Here is a 17,094-nt window from a genome sequence, read left to right as displayed (position 1 = left end):
GGTCCGCCGGACCCGATGTGATCCCTCGGTCCGGGGCTCGGTGGCGGTCGGCCGGTGCGTTCCGTGCCCTCGTGTGCCTTCAAGCCTTGACGGATCTGTGCGGTGTCCCGACCGCCGGTGGCGTCCCCCTTCCAGGTCAAACCCCTCGGAGTCGCCCACCGACAGGGGCCCCGCGCATACGAGTTGAAGAAACTCGCGTCGCGGGACTTGCCACCCTGATGGTTCATTACTTAAATCAAACCGTGAACTAAGAGGCCTGGAAGCCCAGTTCGCGCCCATCCCTTTTAAGTCAGAGCTGCTTCCCAGCTCCGAACCCAGTGTGTCCGCTTCGCTCGTCACCCCACCCGCATGGAGTCACGGCATGAAACTCAGAACCCTGGGTGTCGCGCTCGCCGCAATGGCCGCGCTCATCACCCTGCCCCTCCAGAGACCGGCCGCCGCGGCCGATCTTCCGCTGTCCCAGGGCAAGACGGCCACGTCCTCGTCGGACGAGAACGGTGGCACCCCCGCCGCCTACGCCGTCGACGGCAACGCCGCCACCCGGTGGTCCTCGGCAGCCCTGGACACCCAGTGGCTCCAGGTCGACCTCGGCGCCTCGGCCACGATCACCAAGGTCGTCCTCAACTGGGAGGTCGCGTACGGCAGTGACTACCGCATCCAGACGTCCCCGGACGGCAGCAACTGGACCGACATCAAGACTGTGACCGGCGGCGACGGGGGCACCGACACCCTCGACGTCTCGGGCCAGGGCCGCTACGTACGGATGTACGGCGTCCACCGCGGCACCCAGTACGGCTACTCCCTGTGGGAGTTCCAGGTGTTCGGCGACGGCGGTACGACCCCGCCCGCGACCTGTGACGCGGCCAACGCCGCGCAGGGCAAGACAGCCACCGCCTCCTCCACGGAGAACGCGGGAACCCCGGCCTCGGCGGCCTTCGACGGCAACACCGGAACGCGCTGGTCGAGCGCGGCCTCCGACCCGCAGTGGGTCCAGGTCGACCTCGGAGCGGCCCGCGACCTGTGCCGGATCGACCTCAACTGGGAGGCCGCGTACGGCAGGGCCTTCCAGATCCAGGCCTCCGCGGACGGCCAGAGCTGGACCACCCTCAAGACCGTCACCGACGGCACCGGGGGCACGGCTTCCTACGACGTCTCCGGCCAGGGGCGCTACGTCCGGATAAACGGGACGACCCGGGGCACCGTGTACGGGTACTCGCTGTGGGAGGTCGCCGTCCACACCGGTTCGGGAGGCACCCCGCCCGTGGAGGGCGGCGGCGACCTCGGGCCCAACGTCATCGTCGTGGACCCCTCGACGCCCAACCTGCAGGCCAAGTTCGACCAGGTCTTCGCCCAGCAGGAGTCGAACCAGTTCGGCGCCGGCCGCTACCAGTTCCTCATGAAGCCCGGCACCTACAACGGCATCAACGCCCAACTCGGCTTCTACACCTCGGTCTCGGGCCTCGGCCTCAACCCCGACGACGTCCACATCAACGGTGACATCACCGTGGACGCGGGCTGGTTCAACGGCAACGCCACCCAGAACTTCTGGCGTTCGGCGGAGAACCTGTCGATCACTCCCTCCAACGGCACCGACCGCTGGGCGGTGGCACAGGCGGCCCCCTTCCGCCGTATCCACGTCCAGGGCGGTCTCAACCTCGCCCCGAACGGCTACGGTTGGGCGTCCGGCGGCTACATCGCCGACTCCAAGATCGACGGCACGGTCGGCCCGTACTCCCAGCAGCAGTGGTACACCCGTGACAGCTCCGTCGGCGGCTGGACCAACGGTGTGTGGAACATGACCTTCACCGGTGTGCAGGGCGCGCCGGCGACGAACTTCGACTCCGGCCCGTACACCACGCTGGACACCACCCCGGTCTCCCGCGAGAAGCCCTTCCTCTACCTGGACGGCAGCGCGTACAAGGTGTTCGTGCCCTCCAAGCGCACCAACGCCCGCGGTGTCTCGTGGCCCAACACGGCCGGTACGTCGATCCCGCTCGACCAGTTCTACGTCGTCAAGCCCGGCGCGACCGCGGCGACCATCAACGCGGCCCTCGCCCAGGGCCTCAACCTGCTGTTCACCCCGGGCGTCTACCACCTCGACCAGACCATCGACGTGACCCGGGCCAACACCGTCGTCCTCGGTCTCGGGCTCGCGACCGTCGTGCCGGACAACGGCATCGACGCGATGCACGTGGCGGACGTGGACGGGGTCAGGCTCGCCGGATTCCTCATCGACGCAGGCCGCTCCAACTCGGGCACCCTGCTGCAGATCGGTCCGTCGGGCGCCTCGGCCGACCACTCCGCCAACCCCACCACCATGCAGGACGTGTTCGTGCGGATCGGCGGTGCGGGTCCCGGCCTCGCCACCAACTCGGTCGTGGTCAACAGCGACGACGTCGTGATCGACCACACCTGGCTCTGGCGGGCCGACCACGGCGAAGGGGTCGGCTGGGACACCAATCGCGCCGACTACGGCCTCGTGGTCAACGGCGACGACGTCCTGGCGACCGGCCTGTTCGTCGAGCACTTCAACAAGTACGACGTGCTGTGGAACGGCGAGAACGGGCGCACGATCTTCTTCCAGAACGAGAAGGCGTACGACGTTCCCAACTCCGCCGCCATCACCCACGACGGCATCGTCGGATACGCGGCCTACAAGGTCGCCGACTCCGTGGCCGTGCACGAGGCATGGGGTCTGGGCAGCTACTGCAACTTCACCTCGGACCCGTCGATCGTGCAGGCGCACGGCTTCCAGGTCCCGGTGAAGACAGGGATCAAGATGCACGACATCCTGGTGATCTCCCTGGGCGGCAAGGGCCAGTACGCCCACGTCATCAACAACACAGGCGCGCCCACGACAGGGACGGACACCGTCCCGTCGAAGGTCACCCAGTTCCCGTGACCTTGAACGGCGCCCACTGACAGCCACGCGGGTGCCGGTGCTCCACCCTGTTCCGGGGGAGCACCGGCACCCGCAGGCCATTCGCGCGGGGGCCGCGGCCCCGACGCCGTGGTGTTCTCAGACGGGGCGACGTCCCGACCGGCGGACCAGCGCGGCCCCCGTCGCGTCTACGCTCGTGTCGTGAGCCCGGGGCGCTTCCCGGTCGGGCGGCCCCGCCAGCTCCACCAGGGCGGCATGGGCGAGGAGGCGACGGGCCAGTTCACGTGCCTCGGCGGGCGTCAGCGAGGCCCACACCCCGTGCTCGTCGCCCTGGTCGGGGCCCACGTCCAGGGTGACGCGGCCGATCGGCCGGTCCGGTGTGGCCAGCCGCATCTCCTTCACGGAGATCCTCCGGCCGCAGGAAGTCACCAGCGGCAACTCGCCCGCCCCGGCCCCCTGTAGTCGCCTCTGTCCGGACGCCATCATCGCTCTCACGCCTTTCCACGAACAGATCAGCCGGTCTGTCCACCGCCCGAGGAGTCATTCCGCCTCCCCAGTACCTGCCGGGGTACTCCAATCAGCGTCACGTGGCACGTGTTTGTTCCCGGCCTCCGATCGTCCCGCGCCCTCAGAACGGGTCGCGCCGACGCCGCTGCCACCGGACGGATCGCTCTCACCGGTCCCGCGCCCCTCGAACGCGCTGTGGTGTTCCCGCGTTTGACGGAATCCGGTGATCGCAGGCCCGGTGATCACGCTCCGGGTGCCGCGGGATTCCGCGCCTCAGATGGAACATGCCGCGGCGGCGACAGGGCGGGGCGCCCCCGTTCGTCGCCGCCGTGCTCGTGCCGTCGGTGCCGGCCGCCCTTCGCCGTCGCGCGTCGTCCCCGTCGGCGGTCAGTGATCGCCGGTCAGCGGGGGGTGGAGACCTTGGTGGTGCGCAGGGCCCCGAGGCGTTCCAGGAGCAGGCCCTCCCTGGTGGACCAGGGGGAGATCTCCACACTCGTGGCCCGGCAGGCCTCCATCAGGGCTTCCGCGACCAGCGCCCCCGCCAGCGACTGCCCGGCCCGGTGCCGGGAGATGCCGGGCAGACGGCCGCGGCCCGCGGACCCGTTCTTGGCCAGGACGCCCACCGCGGCTCGTACCTCGTCGAGGGTCAGCCGCTGCGGGGCACGGGAGCGGCCGCGGCCGGCGGTGGTGTAGCGGGCGAGCTGGGTGAAGGTCTTGGAACAGGCGAGCACCCGCCCGTCCGGGTCGGCCCGCGGCAGGTCGGCCACCTCGGACAGGCGGTCGCTCAGGTGGTCGCGTACCTCGGCCAGCCGCCGTTTCGAGGACACGGCCTCGCCGAGCTTCCAGTCGCGGGTGACCGTCCGGGCGCCCAGCGGCAGGGACAGAGCGGTACGGGGCTGTCTGGCCGTGCCGGACGCGATCTCCACGGTCCCGCCGCCGATGTCGAGCACCAGCAGGGAACCGGCCCGCTCGCCTGCCCAATGGCGTGCGGCCACATAGGCCAGGCGGGCCTCCTCCTCGCCGGACATCACCCGCAGCCGGGTGCCGGTGGCGTGGGCCACCTGGGCGAGGACCTCCTCGCGGTTGGGCGCGTCGCGAATCACCGACGTGGCGAACGCGTACACCTCCGGCAAGGACTCCCGGTCCTCGGCGAGTGTTTCGGCCACGGCCAGCTGGACACTGCGTACGCCCGATTTGTCCAGTCGTCCCGTGGCGTCGAGCGTCTCGTGCAACTGGAGTCGTACCTTGCGGGACAGCACCGGCTCCATGTCGACCCCGGCGCGCCGCCGCGCGACGGTGAGCAACGCGCTGTGACACCCGACGTCTAGTACACCTGCCTGCCGCACTGTGTTAACCACCCGTTTCCTGACCGAAGGAGATCTGCGAACTCACCATTGTCCCGCACGCCGGCCGTTGTGACGCGACACGATTTCGTTTCGGCTGTTCAGGAGTCCCTGATGGTGTCACGGAAACGCCGTGCGGCTGCCGACGGCGACGGCGCACGCGCTGCCGTGTTTGCGGCGGCGTGGTTTAGGCGCTTTCGCGCCGGGGACGAGCCCGGCGTCAGGTGAGGGGTTGGGTCACGTTGCTGTCCGGGGCGTCGGCCAGCGTCACCACGGCGGTGATCCGTTTGCCGACGGGTTCCCGGTGCACCTCGAAGGCCTGGCAGACGGCCATGACGATCTCCAGCCCGTGCTGGCCGACCCTGCCCGCGTCGGCGGCACGCGCCACCGGAAGGGTCGGGTCGGAATCCCAGACGGTCGCCTTCACCGTGCCCTGGTCCACCTCCAGGGACAACAGGCAGGGGCCGCCCGAGTACTTGACGGCGTTCGTCACCAGTTCGCTGACGACCAGGGGCACCATGCCCATCACCCGTCCGGAGACGGGCAGGCCGGCGACCGCCTGCACCCGCGTCAGGAAGTCACGGGTGAACGCCCGCGCCTGAGCTATGCACGCGGAGTCACCGTCGTACGCGACAGAGGCCTCGATCAGTGCACCCCGCTGTTCCTGCTGTCCCGCTTCGTTCACCGGTTGGCCCATACGATCCGTCCCGCATCCACCCTCTCCGACGTTCGGCGTCTGCCCCGGATCTCCAGCTTCACTCCACCCGGTCGCGCAGGAGTTTCCAGGCGGGTGCGGGTGCGGGTGCGGGTGCGAGTGCGAGTGCCCGGGCAGGGCGCGGTCAGTCGTCGGCGACCGTCACGGTGACGGGCGTACCGGCCTCGACCGTGCGGCTGACCGTGCAGAGCCGGTCGTGGGAGGTCTTGACCGCCCGGGGGAGGATCGCACGGGCGCGGTCGCCGGACTCGCCGTCCGGGAACGCCACGGAGAAGGCGGCCGCGAGGTCCGTCATCCGGTTTCCGAGCTCGTCGCTGATCTTGTTGCCGGTCACGGTCACCGTGAACCGCACCGGCTCCGCGTGGCGGCTGGTCGCGACATCGACATCGGCCGCGGTGCAGCCCCCGATGGCGGCGAGCAGCAACTCGACCGGGGTGAAAGCCTCGGCCCCGTCGGGATCGGAGCTGGTACCGAAGGAGATCGTCCCGCCGCGCGCGTTCGTCGCGGTGAAGTGTCCGGTGCCGGTCCGCTCGACGGTGACGAGACGCAGGTTGTTGTCGGTCATACCGCCGACCCTAGTGTCGCGCCGCACCGCCCGCCTCGTGTCCCTCCGGCACACGAAGGGGTACGAGGAGACGCCGCGCCGGGTGCGTCACTCGGGTGGGTTCGGGCGGACGAGGCCGAGGTCGTAGGCGAGGATGACCGCCTGGACGCGGTCGCGGGCTCCCACCTTCGCCAGGACGCGGCCCACGTGGGTCTTCACGGTGGACTCCGCCACGACCATGCGCTCGGCGATCTCACTGTTGCTCCAGCCCTGGCCCATGGCGACGAAGATCTCGAACTCCCGCTCGGTGAGGGCGCGTACGCGGGGGTCGTCCTGTGGTCTTCCGCTCGACGGATCGTGGGGGAGGTGCTGGGCGTAGGCGTCCAGGAGGCGGCGGGTCAGGGCCGGAGCGATCACGGCGTCCCCGGCGGCGACCGCGCGGATACCTGCGAGGAGCTCTTCGGGATGGGCGTCCTTGAGGAGGAAACCGCTGGCTCCCGCGCGCAGTGCGGCATAGGCGTATTCGTCCAGGTCGAACGTGGTCAGGATGAGGACGCGGGAGCGGCCACCGGACGCGACGACCCGACGGGTGGCCTCGATCCCGTCCATACCGGGCATTCGTACGTCCATGAGGATCACGTCCGGGCGGAGTTCGGCCGCCCTGCGGACCGCGTCGCCGCCGTGGGACGCCTCGCCGACGACGTCGGTGTCGGGTGTGCTCTCCAGGAGCATGCGAAAGCCGAGGCGTTGCAGAGGCTGGTCGTCGACGATGAGCACGGTGGTCACGCCTCACCGCCCGCGGTGGCCGCCGGAGCGAGGTCGGTCCCGGCCCAGGGGGTGAGGTCGAGGGTGGCCCGCAGCGTCCAGCCGCCGTCGGCGGCGGGTCCCGCGACGACGGTCCCGTCGTAGAGGGCCGCGCGTTCTCTCATACCGGGGATTCCGTGTCCTTCGTCGTCGTGCGGCCGGGAGCGCACGGGTTCGGCACCCCGGCCGGTGTCGTGGACGTCGATGCGCAGGAGCGAGTCCTCCACGCTCACCGTGAGATCGACGCGTGTCTCGGGGCCCCCGTGCTTGAGAGCGTTGGTGAGGGCCTCCTGCACGATGCGGTAGGCGGCCAGTTGGACGCCGCGGTCCAGGGTGCCCAGTTCGCCGCTGCTGCGGTGGACGACCCGCGGGCCGGCGGACCGGATCCGCTCGCACAGGGCGTCGATGTCCCCGATGCCCGGTTGAGGGCTCAGTTCGGGCGCGGCGGGAGTCCCGGTCTGCTCGCGCAGGACGCCGAGCATGCGGCGTAGTTCGCCGAGCGCCTGCCGCCCGGTGTCGCCGATGAGCAGCAGTGCCTGCTTGCCGCGTTCCGGCGCGAGGTCGGTCGCGTAGGCGCCGCCGTCGGCGAGGGTGATGATGACGGAGAGGTTGTGACCGACGATGTCGTGCATCTCGCGGGCGACACGGGTGCGTTCGGCGGCGGCGGCCAGCTTGCTGCGCTGGTCGCGCTCGATCTCCAGCCGGGTCGCCCGGTCACGCAGGACCGCGAGCTGGCCGCGCCGGATCCGTACGGCCAGTCCGAGCGCGACGGCCGCGGTTATGGTGCTGAACAGGAAGAACAGCGCGTCCAGGACGTGCACGTCGGACGGCAGGCGCACGGCGACCAGCCCCAGCGCGGCGGCCGTGACCGCGCAGGCCGCGGGCAGCCGCCGCAGCTCTCCGTGCAGGACCAGGCTGTAGAGGGCGATCAGCACGGCGATGTCGGCGCGCAGCCAGACGCCCAGCGCAAGCTGGACGAAGAACACCGCGGTGATCACGGCGAACGCGAGCGACGGCCTTCTGCGCCGCCACAGCAGCGGCAGGACCAGTCCGGCCTGCAACGCGAGCGTTCCCGGCCAGGGCAGCTCGGTGAACTGGGTGTCGAATCCATGGCGTCCGCCGCCGCCGTCGTCGTCGTGCACCAGCTCCGGCACGCAGAACAGCAGCGCCACGACGGCCGTCACCGCCGCGTCCAGGATCCATGGACGGTTCCGGTCGCCCTGCTTGAGTTTGCGGCCGAGGCGGGACAGCGCACGGGCCACCGGGTGGTTCCACGGCAGATCGGCCTCCGCGAAGGGCGGGTCGTCCGCCGCCTCCCGCCGGGCGGTGTCGTCGATGTTCATGGGAGTCACCGGTCCGCGCTCATGGGTGTCACCTGTCCATTGTGTGTCCGGCCACGTCCTCGTACGCGCCTGGTCGCGCCCTCGTACGCGCGTCACGGCCCATGTCCGTCGTGGGTGCGCGGCGCCCGGACGGCACGGCACCGAACCGGGTGATCCGGTCGGGTGCCGCGCCGGTCGTGGGGCGTCAGGCTTCGGTGCGCGGTGCGCGGTGCGCGGTGCGCGGTGCGCGGTGCGCGGTGCGCGGTGCGTCAGGCGTCCGAGCGGACGAGACGGTAGGCGGCGCCCGCCAGCGCGAGCACGGTCCAGCCCAGGAAGACCACCAGCCCGGCGGTGGGCGACAGGGCCGTCGCGTCGTGGGTCAGCGCGAACATCGACTGGCCCGCGCTGCTCGGCAGGTACGGGCTGATGTTGTCCTGCCACGAGCTGGGCAGCAGCGAGATCAGGCCGGGCACCAGCATCAGCGAGGCCACCAGCACCGAGATGCCACCGGCGACCGAGCGGAGCAGGGCGCCCAGAGCGGTGCCGATCACGCCGACCAGGCCGAGGTAGAGGCCCGCACCCAGCAGGCTCCGGACCACGCCCGAGTGGGACATGGTGAGGGCCGCGGGCGTGCCGGAGACGATGCCGCTGTCGATCGTGAACGCGACGAAGACACCGACGGTGGAGACGACGAGGGCGACCAGGCCGAACACCGCGGCCTTGGACCACAGCACCGGCAGCCGGCGCGGGACGGCGGCCAGCGTGGAGCGGATCATGCCGGTGGAGTACTCACCGGCGGTGACCAGCACGCCCAGGACCCCGAGTGCGAGCTGCGCGAAGTTCGTGCCGAACACGGAGAGGCTGAGCGCGGTGGCCGACACGTCGTCCGGGCGCAGGGGACGGCCGGAGTCGAGCTCGGACTTGTAGTGCGCGGCCGCGATCACGCCGAAGGCGACGAGGAACAACAGACCCAGGCCGAGGGTGATCCAGGTGGAGCGGAGGGACCACATCTTCGCCCACTCGGAGCGCAGCACGCGGCGCCCGGTGACCTTGTACGCGGGACGTTCCGTCCCCGCCGGTGCGGACGTGGGGCTGTCGGTGACGGTGACCGTGCTCATGCCGCCCTCCCAGGTGTCTCGACGGTGGCGCTCGCGTGGTACTCGACGGCGTCGCGGGTCAGATCCATGAACGCCTCTTCGAGGGAGACGGTCCGGGAACTGAGTTCGTACAGCGGGATGCCGTGCTCGGCGGCCTTGAGGCCGATCGCTCTCGTGGACAGGCCCGTCACGTGAAGCTCCTCGGATCCGGCCGCGCCGGTGATCTCGACACCCGGTCCGGCCAGCACCTCGCGCAGGCGGGCCGACTGGTCGGACGCCACGGTGACCGTGTCACCGCCCGCCCGCTGGACCAGTTCCCGGACGGTGGTGTCCGCCAGCAGGCGCCCTCGTCCGACGACGATCAGGTGGTCGGCGACCAGCGCCATCTCGCTCATGAGGTGCGAGGAGACGAAGACCGTACGGCCGTCCGCAGCGAGTCCGGTCAGCAGATTGCGGATCCACAGCACGCCCTCGGGGTCCAGTCCGTTGACCGGCTCGTCGAGCATGATGGTGGCCGGGTCGCCCAGGAGGGCCGCGGCGATACCCAGACGCTGGCCCATTCCGAGGGAGAAGGCGCCCGCACGCTTCTTGGCCACCGACTGGAGGCCGGTCAGCTCGATGACCTCCTCCACCCGGCGGCGCGCAATGCCGTGGGTGTGGGCCTGGGCCATGAGGTGGTCGAAGGCGGACCGGCCCGGGTGGACCGACTTGGCCTCCAGCAGCGCGCCGACCTCCTGGAGCGGCGCGGCGTGCTCGGCGTAGTGCTTGCCGTTGACCTTGACGCTGCCGCCGGACGGCGCGTCCAGTCCGACGATCATGCGCATGGTGGTGGACTTGCCCGCGCCGTTCGGGCCCAGGAAGCCGGTGACGGTGCCGGGCTTCACGACGAAGTCCAGCCGGTCCACCGCCGTCTTCTCCCCGTACCGCTTCGTCAGCTGTTGTGCCTCGATCATCGATGTTCCTTACCTTCGGGGGCAGGCCCCCCACCTGGCTGCTCACCGTCCACGCTAGGAGCCGACGGCCCCGGATCCGTGGTACTGGAGAGCTCTGTGCGGCGAGGCCCGTAGTACCCCGGTATCACTCGTGTCCGGCGTTCGGGTGACGGGGCGGGACACGGGTCCGGCGGCGGTCACGCGCGCGGCGGGCGGCCGGCACCCGATCAGGCGCGCACGGCACCGCGCGCGATCAGGCTCTCGGCGCAGTCCACCATCGTCCGGCGGGCGGGACGCGGCTGCCAGCCGAGGACCCGGCGGGCCTTCTCGGTGCTGTGACGGTTGCGCCGGCCGAGAGCCGGGGTGATCTCACGCAGCGAAGGGTCCTTGAACCGGGCCAGCAGGCGTACGACGAAGTCGGGGACCTGCCGGGTGGACACGCGGTGCCCCTCGGGGCCGAGTTCCTCCCGCAGGATGCGCGCCATGTCCGTCATCCAGAGGAACTCCCCGGTGGCGAGGAAGCGTTGACCCCCGGCCTGCGGGGACGTCATGGCCCGGATGTGCACGTCGACCAGATCGCGTACGTCCACCACCTCCAGCCCGATCCTCGGAATCCCGCTCATCTCCCCGGAGATCATCCGCCCGACGATGCCGACGGACCCGATGTTCTCCGTCGTGAGGACCGGGCCGAACACGGCTCCCGGAAGAATGGTGGTCAGTTCGGTCGGACCGTCGTAATCCTCCATGAAGTCCCAGGCCGCGCGCTCGGCGAGTGTCTTCGAGCGGCGGTAGGGGATCAGCGTCGGGTCGTCGGGATCCGTCCACAGCGTCTCGTCGGTCACGCCTTCCGTGGCGTACGACGAGGGGCTCGCCGCGTTCGCCGCCGACGTCATCACCACGCGTTTCACACCGGCCGAGGTCGCCGCGCGCAGGACCCGCAGGGCTCCGTCGCGGGCCGGGGTGATCAGGGCGTCCGGATCGTTCCCGGCCGCGATCCCGAGCGGGGACGCCACGTGCAGGACGTGATCGACGTCCTTCAGCGCGGCGTCCCAGCCCTCGTCGGCGGTGAGGTCGGCGACGGCGAAGGAGAGCCGGCCCGCCGGGTCGACGGCGGTGGACACCGCCTCGGTGACGCCCTTCGCCTTCTCCGGGCCACGCACGGTGGTGCGCACGTCGTAGCCCCGCTTCAGGAGCTCGGCGACGCACCATCCCGCGATGTAGCCGCTGCCTCCGGTGACCAGAACCAGTTCGGCCATGATGTGTCCTCCACGGTGTGGACGATGATGTGGGAGAATGAAACGGAGGGCCCTCCGATACGATTCGAAGCTACCGGAGGGGCCTCCGTTTATCAATTCGTACGGGGATGGACGGCCACTGCCTGTGAACGCGCAGCACGCGAAGCCGACGCGCAGGGACGCGCTCGACAACCGGGAGCGGATTCTCGTCGTGGCCCGCGAGGCGCTGGCCGAGTCGAGCGGTGCGTCGCTCACGGCCATCGCCAAGAAGGCGGGCGTCGGCATCGGTACGCTCTACCGCCATTTCCCGAACCGGGAATCGCTCATCATCGAGCTGTACCGGCACGACATCCAGCACCTCATCGATCTCGCGCCGGAGCTGGCGGCGTCCCACCCGCCGCTCGAGGCCCTGCGCCGATGGTTCGACGAGGTCGCCCGCTACGGGCAGCTCAAGTACGGCGTCGCCGAGGTCATCCATGCCGCGACCCATGGCGGCCTGGACGAGGAGTACTACGAACCCTTCCTCCGTGCCATCGCCGTACTGCTCGACGCCGCAGCCGCCGACGGCACGCTCAAGGACGGTCTCGATCCCGAGGATGTCCTCCTGCAGCTCAGCGTGCTGTGGCGGATCGACCCAGCGCGCGGAGGCGACGCCCGCGCCGCACGGATACTCGACCTGATCGTCGACGGCCTCCGCCGGCCGCATTCCGAGCCGACGGTCTGACGGACGCTTTCGCTGTCGCCGAACGGTTCGAATGCCTCCGGTTCGATCTGGCCGGCACTCCTTCCCGTCGCCCGCGCCCGCGCTGTCGGCCGGGAAGCCCCGATGTCGGGTCCCGCCCCCTGGGTCGTTATCATCCGATAGAGATGTTTTTTTAACATTTCTTTCATTCTGTGGTTTTCCACCCGGGGTGGTCGATGTCCCGCAAGCCCCCGACGGACGACGACGACGAGCTGTTGGCCAGGCTCGGGTCGCTGACCGCCCAGGCGCGTGAACGCGCGGAGTTCCAGCGCTCGCAGGTCGAACTGGCCATCGCGCTGCAACGCGGCATGCTTCCGGGCGACATGCCGTCCGCCCCCGGGTTCGATGTGGCCGTCCAGTACGCACCGGCCTGCTACGGCCTCAACGTGGGCGGGGACTGGTACGACGCCTTCACGTTGCCCGACGACCGCATCGGCCTCTCCATAGGTGATGTGCAGGGCCACAACATCGAGGCCGCCGCGTTCATGGGGCAGGTCCGGGTCGGCCTGCGGGCGCTCGCCTCCGTCACGAGCGACCCCGGAGAGCTCCTCGCCCAAACGAACGACCTCATCCTGTCCATGGGCACCGACCTCTTCGCGACCTGCACGTTCATGCGGCTCGACCCGGCCACCGGCGTGCTGGAGAGCGCGCGGGCCGGGCACATACCGTGCGTCTGGGCGACGGCGGACGGGAAGTCCGGCATCGCCGAGGACGAAGGGGGGCCGCCGCTCGGCATCGAGGTGGGGACGCAGTACCCGGTGACGCGGCACCGGCTCACCACCGGCGGAGTCTTCGTCCTGCTGACCGACGGGGTCGTCGAGGGCCCTTCGATGAACGTCGACGAGGGGCTCGACCAGGTCGTACGGCTGGCCGGGATCGCCGCCGTCGCCGGCATGTCGGCAGGGTCGCTGGCCGCCGCGGTGATCAGGGGAGCCGAGCGCGTGGGACACGAGGACGACGCGGCGGTACTCGTGGTCGGCCACGACGCGCCCACGCTCACGCTCACGCTCACGCCCTAGGGCCGGATGCCCGCTCGCCTCGCAGACAGGGCCGCGGCGGTGTCTGATGGCTCCTGTGGTGGGTACACGCGAGCTGAGCCGACCGGCCGTCGTCGCTCTCCAGACGCTGGCGATCGCCGCCTGCTACTTCGGGGCAGGGCGGCTGGGACTCCTGCGGCGGCTCTCCGTGGAGTCAGCGGTGTTCACACCCATCTGGCCGCCCACCGGCGTGGCCGTCGCCGCCCTGCTGCTCCTGGGGATCAGCTCATGGCTCGGGATCGCGCTCGGGGCCCTCCTGGTCGTTCTGTCCCTCTCCTCGTTCTCCTCGTTCCAGGCCTCCGCGGTCGGCATCGTCGCCGGCAACACCGTCGCCCCCATCTGCGCCTACCTCCTGCTGCGCGGGGTGCGCTTCCGGAGCGATCTCAGCCGGCTGCGCGATGGCCTGGCCCTGGTGTTCCTCGCCGCCCTGGCCAGCATGATGATCAGCGCGACCGTGGATGTCGCCCTCCTCGTCGCCACGGACAAACTCGCACCGGACGGCTTCTGGCCGGTCTGGCTGGCGTGGTGGGTGGGCGACGCCATGGGAGTCCTGATCGTCACCCCGGTCATCCTGATGCTGTACGCCGCACGCGCGCCGGTGCGCCTGTCGCGGTGGAAGGAGGCCGCCGTACTCCTGGTCGTGGCCTGCGTCATGGTGCCGCTCGCCACGCGCAGCTCCATCAGTCTGCTGTTCCTCATCTATCCGCTGCTGATCTGGGCGGCGCTGCGATTCGAGCTCCCGGGCAGCCTGGTGTGCGCCCTCTTCGCCTCCGTCATGGCCACCGTCGCGGCCACCGAAGGGGTCGGTCCCTTCGACCGGCTGAGTCATACCGAGGTCATGATCAAGCTGCAGGCCTTCAACGGAACCATGGCCCTGACGGCGCTCCTCCTGTCCGCCGTGATCACCGAGCAGCGCAACACCAGACGCTCCGTGGAACTGGCCTGCCAGGAACTGGTGCAGGTACTGGAACACCTGACCGCCGGGAATCCCTCGCCAAGACCGCCCCCTCCGGAAGCCGACGAACGGGGCTGACAGCGGGGGCGGAAGAACGCCTCACTGTGCCGGGCCGTCCTGCCCGAAGGGGTGCGGTCCGGCGTTGCCTTGTGCTGCCCAGCCTTCGGACGTCGTGGCGGCACCGTGCCGCCGCGGAGCCCCGTGGGGAAAGATGAGACCACCAGCGATGAACCACCGATGTGGAGGTGCGGGCACATGCAGCACGAGCGAGCGGGCAGTCCGGCGGGCCCCGAGGACCTCGTCGACGTAGCCCGGTTGGTCACGGCGTACTACGCGCTCCACCCCGACCCGGCCGAGCCCGGCCAGCGCGTCTCCTTCGGTACGTCCGGACACCGCGGTTCGTCACTGGCGACCGCGTTCAACGAGGACCACATCGCCGCGACGAGCCAGGCCATCTGCGAGTACCGCGACGGCCAGGGCATCGACGGCCCGCTCTTCCTGGGCGCCGACAGTCATGCGCTGTCGGAACCCGCGAAGGTCACCGCCCTGGAGGTGTTCGCGGCCAACGACGTGTCGGTGCTCCTCGACAGCGCGGACGGTTACACGCCGACTCCGGCGGTCTCGCACGCCATCCTCACCCACAACCGCGGACGGTCCTCCGGCCTCGCGGACGGTGTGGTGGTCACCCCCTCCCACAATCCGCCGGCCGACGGCGGCTTCAAGTACAACCCGCCGAACGGCGGCCCGGCGGGCTCCGAGGCGACCTCCTGGATCCAGGACCGGGCCAACGAACTCATCATGGGCGGCCTCAAGGACGTACGCCGCATCCCCTACGCCAGGGCGCTCGCGGCCCCCGGCACCGGCCGCTACGACTTCCTGGGCACGTATGTGGCCGACCTCCCGCAGGTGCTGGATCTGGACGCGATCCGCGCGGCCGGCGTCCGCATCGGCGCCGACCCCCTGGGCGGGGCCTCGGTCGCCTACTGGGGGCGCATCGCCGAAGCGCACGCGCTCGACCTGACCGTGGTCAACCCGCTCACCGACCCCACCTGGCGCTTCATGACGCTGGACTGGGACGGCAAGATCCGGATGGACTGCTCCTCGCCCTACGCCATGGCCTCGCTCATCGAGCAGCGCGACCGCTTCGACATCGCCACGGGCAACGACGCCGACGCCGACCGCCACGGGATCGTCACCCCGGACGCCGGACTCATGAACCCCAACCACTACCTCGCCGCCGCCATCGGCTACCTCTACTCCCACCGCGAGCAGTGGCCCGCCGACACCGGGATCGGCAAGACCCTGGTGTCGTCCGGCATGATCGACCGGGTCGCCGCCGACCTGGGCCGTCAGCTCGTCGAGGTGCCCGTCGGATTCAAATGGTTCGTGGACGGGCTGGTCGACGGCTCCATCGGGTTCGGCGGCGAGGAGTCGGCGGGCGCCTCCTTCCTGCGCCGCGACGGCTCGGTCTGGACCACCGACAAGGACGGCATCATCCTGGCCCTTCTCGCCTCCGAGATCACGGGAGTGACGGGAAGGACGCCCTCCGAGCACTACGCCGCGCTGACCGCGCGCTTCGGTGAGCCCGCCTACGAGCGCATCGACGCCCCGGCGTCCCGCGACGAGAAGGCCCTCCTGGCCAAGCTGTCGCCCGCGCAGATCACCACGGACACCCTCGCCGGCGAAGCGGTCACCGCGGTCCTCACCGAGGCCCCGGGCAACGGCGCGCCCATCGGCGGCATCAAGGTGACCACCGAGAACGCCTGGTTCGCGGCCCGCCCGTCGGGTACCGAGGACGTCTACAAGATCTACGCGGAGTCGTTCCTCGGAACCGATCACCTCCGCCAGGTACAGGACGAGGCGAAGGCCGTGGTCTCGGCGGCGCTGTCCGGCTGACACCACGGCACCGGCGCGGTGGTCTCGGCGACAGGACCCTTCCTGACCGGGACCGGGCGAGGGCGGATTTCCACCTGCCCTCGCCCGCGGCGGCCGAACGGAGGGCGGACGCTCGCCGCTGACGGTGGGCGAACCGTCCCCCAAGGCTCGCGGATCTCGCTGCCGGGCAGTTCGGCGGCATGATGGCCCGTATGCGCATCCGTATCGACGCCGTCGACCTGCCCGGCCTCACGTGCCCGGCCCCCGAGGGCCGCACCCCATCGGCGTACGACAACATCCACGTGGCCGTCCAACGCCGCGACCGCCCGGCCGAGCTGCTCGATCCGCAGCCGGGCGACGGCGCGTCCGCGACATGGACCCTCGAATGCACCGCGGCACCGTCGCCGACGGGTGTGGAGGTGAAGGGTCCCTATGTGCAGGACCGCCTGGGCCACCGGTTCATCTATCTGTCGTGGGGCACGGTCGACGAGGCGGGCGTCTTCAGCATGTTCCGCCGCGCCAAGCTCATGCTCGACGCCGTCCCCGCCGACGTGCTCGCCGCGGCCGCGCGCGACGGACTCCTCGTCGGACGCCTGGGCCTGACCGACGAGTGCGGCAACCCACGGTGCGCCCGGGTCGTGCCGCCACAGATCGACTGGACCGCCGAACCCGCCGCGTAGGCCCCTGCGCCACTCCCGAGGCGGTCTCCCGAGGCGGTCGAGGGTGTCCTGGCCACTAAGCGGGGTTCCGCCCTCCCCGTCGCCGCGGGCGGTGGCGAGGCCTGAGTTAGAACCTATAACGAAAGTCCTTGACGTTCACTGGCGCCGAGTAATAGCCTCTAACTAAAGCAAGAGCAGGTAACTCAGCGCGAAGCAAAGTGGAGGTCGTCATGAACGCCGAAGGACTCGTCCAGGTCGTGCTGCCGGGCAAGGTGGAGCCGGAAGGGCTGGAGATCCGGCACGGAGCCGTCCCCGTCGCGGGTCCCGGCGAGGTCGTGATCCGGATGGAGGCGACCGGAGTCTCCTTCGCCGAACAGCAGATTCGTAGCTCCCGCGTTTGAACGCCGGGGGAGGCTCGTGAGGAAAGGCCCAGGCCAACGCTTCTG

15 protein-coding genes and 1 pseudogene are annotated in these 17,094 nt (G+C 70.5%); 7 read left to right on the top strand and 9 right to left on the bottom strand.

Features of this window, described 5'->3' with window-relative positions:
* Positions 1 to 361 precede the first annotated feature (361 nt).
* Entirely contained in the window at positions 362 to 2,902 is a 2,541-nt protein-coding gene (locus tag ABZX90_RS31525; protein WP_355210513.1) for a discoidin domain-containing protein, read from the top strand.
* 117 nt (positions 2,903 to 3,019) lie between these two features.
* Here the strand turns inward: ABZX90_RS31525 and ABZX90_RS31520 are convergent, their stop codons facing one another.
* The 9 genes from ABZX90_RS31520 to ABZX90_RS31480 all read right to left on the bottom strand — a co-directional run bounded on the left by ABZX90_RS31520 (position 3,020) and on the right by ABZX90_RS31480 (position 11,401).
* A complete protein-coding gene (locus tag ABZX90_RS31520) occupies positions 3,020 to 3,283 on the bottom strand; it encodes a hypothetical protein (protein ID WP_355210510.1) in 264 nt (87 codons plus the stop codon).
* A gap of 506 nt (positions 3,284 to 3,789) precedes the next feature.
* Entirely contained in the window at positions 3,790 to 4,692 is a 903-nt protein-coding gene (locus tag ABZX90_RS31515) for a hypothetical protein (RefSeq protein WP_355210507.1), read from the bottom strand.
* Between the two features lie 259 nt (positions 4,693 to 4,951).
* Entirely contained in the window at positions 4,952 to 5,416 is a 465-nt protein-coding gene (locus ABZX90_RS31510; RefSeq protein WP_355210504.1) for an ATP-binding protein, read from the bottom strand.
* A gap of 154 nt (positions 5,417 to 5,570) precedes the next feature.
* Entirely contained in the window at positions 5,571 to 6,011 is a 441-nt protein-coding gene (locus ABZX90_RS31505) for an OsmC family protein (protein WP_351131091.1), read from the bottom strand.
* An 87-nt stretch (positions 6,012 to 6,098) separates the two neighbouring features.
* On the bottom strand, positions 6,099 to 6,776 hold the full coding sequence (locus tag ABZX90_RS31500; RefSeq protein ID WP_351131090.1) for a response regulator transcription factor: 678 nt from the start codon (positions 6,774 to 6,776) through the stop codon (positions 6,099 to 6,101).
* Positions 6,773 to 8,137, bottom strand: a complete 1,365-nt coding sequence (locus tag ABZX90_RS31495) for a histidine kinase (RefSeq protein ID WP_351131089.1) — start codon at positions 8,135 to 8,137, stop codon at positions 6,773 to 6,775. Before ABZX90_RS31495 ends, ABZX90_RS31500 begins: the two co-directional genes overlap by 4 nt.
* A gap of 248 nt (positions 8,138 to 8,385) precedes the next feature.
* On the bottom strand, positions 8,386 to 9,234 hold the full coding sequence (locus ABZX90_RS31490; protein WP_351131088.1) for an ABC transporter permease: 849 nt from the start codon (positions 9,232 to 9,234) through the stop codon (positions 8,386 to 8,388).
* Positions 9,231 to 10,166, bottom strand: a complete 936-nt coding sequence (locus ABZX90_RS31485; protein ID WP_351131087.1) for an ATP-binding cassette domain-containing protein — start codon at positions 10,164 to 10,166, stop codon at positions 9,231 to 9,233. The genes ABZX90_RS31490 and ABZX90_RS31485 overlap by 4 nt, the downstream gene beginning before the upstream one ends.
* Before the next feature lie 206 nt (positions 10,167 to 10,372).
* Complete coding sequence (locus ABZX90_RS31480; protein WP_355210498.1) at positions 10,373 to 11,401, bottom strand: NAD-dependent epimerase/dehydratase family protein; 1,029 nt, start codon at positions 11,399 to 11,401, stop codon at positions 10,373 to 10,375.
* Between the two features lie 124 nt (positions 11,402 to 11,525).
* Here ABZX90_RS31480 and ABZX90_RS31475 point away from each other — a divergent pair, with 124 nt between their 5' ends.
* From ABZX90_RS31475 to ABZX90_RS31450, 6 genes and pseudogenes are all read left to right on the top strand, one after another.
* Entirely contained in the window at positions 11,526 to 12,104 is a 579-nt protein-coding gene (locus tag ABZX90_RS31475) for a TetR/AcrR family transcriptional regulator (RefSeq protein ID WP_355210495.1), read from the top strand.
* Positions 12,105 to 12,298: 194 nt separating this feature from the next.
* The gene (locus ABZX90_RS31470; protein WP_355210492.1) at positions 12,299 to 13,141 is read left to right on the top strand and encodes a PP2C family protein-serine/threonine phosphatase; all 843 of its coding nucleotides are present in this window, start codon (positions 12,299 to 12,301) and stop codon (positions 13,139 to 13,141) included.
* A 46-nt stretch (positions 13,142 to 13,187) separates the two neighbouring features.
* On the top strand, positions 13,188 to 14,192 hold the full coding sequence (locus ABZX90_RS31465) for an MASE1 domain-containing protein (protein WP_355210489.1): 1,005 nt from the start codon (positions 13,188 to 13,190) through the stop codon (positions 14,190 to 14,192).
* 177 nt (positions 14,193 to 14,369) lie between these two features.
* Positions 14,370 to 16,010 carry a phosphoglucomutase (alpha-D-glucose-1,6-bisphosphate-dependent) gene (pgm, locus tag ABZX90_RS31460; RefSeq protein ID WP_351131079.1) on the top strand — a complete coding sequence of 547 codons (1,641 nt, stop codon included), beginning with the start codon at positions 14,370 to 14,372 and terminating at the stop codon, positions 16,008 to 16,010.
* Between the two features lie 191 nt (positions 16,011 to 16,201).
* Positions 16,202 to 16,669, top strand: a complete 468-nt coding sequence (locus tag ABZX90_RS31455; protein WP_355210485.1) for a DUF5990 family protein — start codon at positions 16,202 to 16,204, stop codon at positions 16,667 to 16,669.
* Between the two features lie 209 nt (positions 16,670 to 16,878).
* Positions 16,879 to 17,034, top strand: a pseudogene (locus tag ABZX90_RS31450) (NADPH:quinone reductase); the annotation flags it as partial.
* Between the last annotated feature and the right edge of the window lie 60 nt (positions 17,035 to 17,094).

This window comes from Streptomyces sp. NPDC002935, assembly GCF_040611295.1.
In the GTDB taxonomy this organism is placed as follows: Bacteria; Actinomycetota; Actinomycetes; order Streptomycetales; family Streptomycetaceae; genus Streptomyces.
Note: the sequence above shows the minus strand (reverse complement) of the source record. Positions and strands in the feature narration are given on the sequence as shown.

Coding starts and splice junctions, on each gene's coding strand:
- ABZX90_RS31480 (WP_355210498.1), bottom strand. CDS start 11,401: ATGGCCGAACTGGTTCTGGTCACCGGAGGCAGCGGCTACATCGCGGGA.
- pgm (WP_351131079.1), top strand. CDS start 14,370: ATGCAGCACGAGCGAGCGGGCAGTCCGGCGGGCCCCGAGGACCTCGTC.
- ABZX90_RS31485 (WP_351131087.1), bottom strand. CDS start 10,166: ATGATCGAGGCACAACAGCTGACGAAGCGGTACGGGGAGAAGACGGCG.
- ABZX90_RS31505 (WP_351131091.1), bottom strand. CDS start 6,011: ATGACCGACAACAACCTGCGTCTCGTCACCGTCGAGCGGACCGGCACC.
- ABZX90_RS31465 (WP_355210489.1), top strand. CDS start 13,188: ATGGCTCCTGTGGTGGGTACACGCGAGCTGAGCCGACCGGCCGTCGTC.
- ABZX90_RS31495 (WP_351131089.1), bottom strand. CDS start 8,137: ATGAACATCGACGACACCGCCCGGCGGGAGGCGGCGGACGACCCGCCC.
- ABZX90_RS31455 (WP_355210485.1), top strand. CDS start 16,202: ATGCGCATCCGTATCGACGCCGTCGACCTGCCCGGCCTCACGTGCCCG.
- ABZX90_RS31470 (WP_355210492.1), top strand. CDS start 12,299: ATGTCCCGCAAGCCCCCGACGGACGACGACGACGAGCTGTTGGCCAGG.
- ABZX90_RS31490 (WP_351131088.1), bottom strand. CDS start 9,234: ATGAGCACGGTCACCGTCACCGACAGCCCCACGTCCGCACCGGCGGGG.
- ABZX90_RS31525 (WP_355210513.1), top strand. CDS start 362: ATGAAACTCAGAACCCTGGGTGTCGCGCTCGCCGCAATGGCCGCGCTC.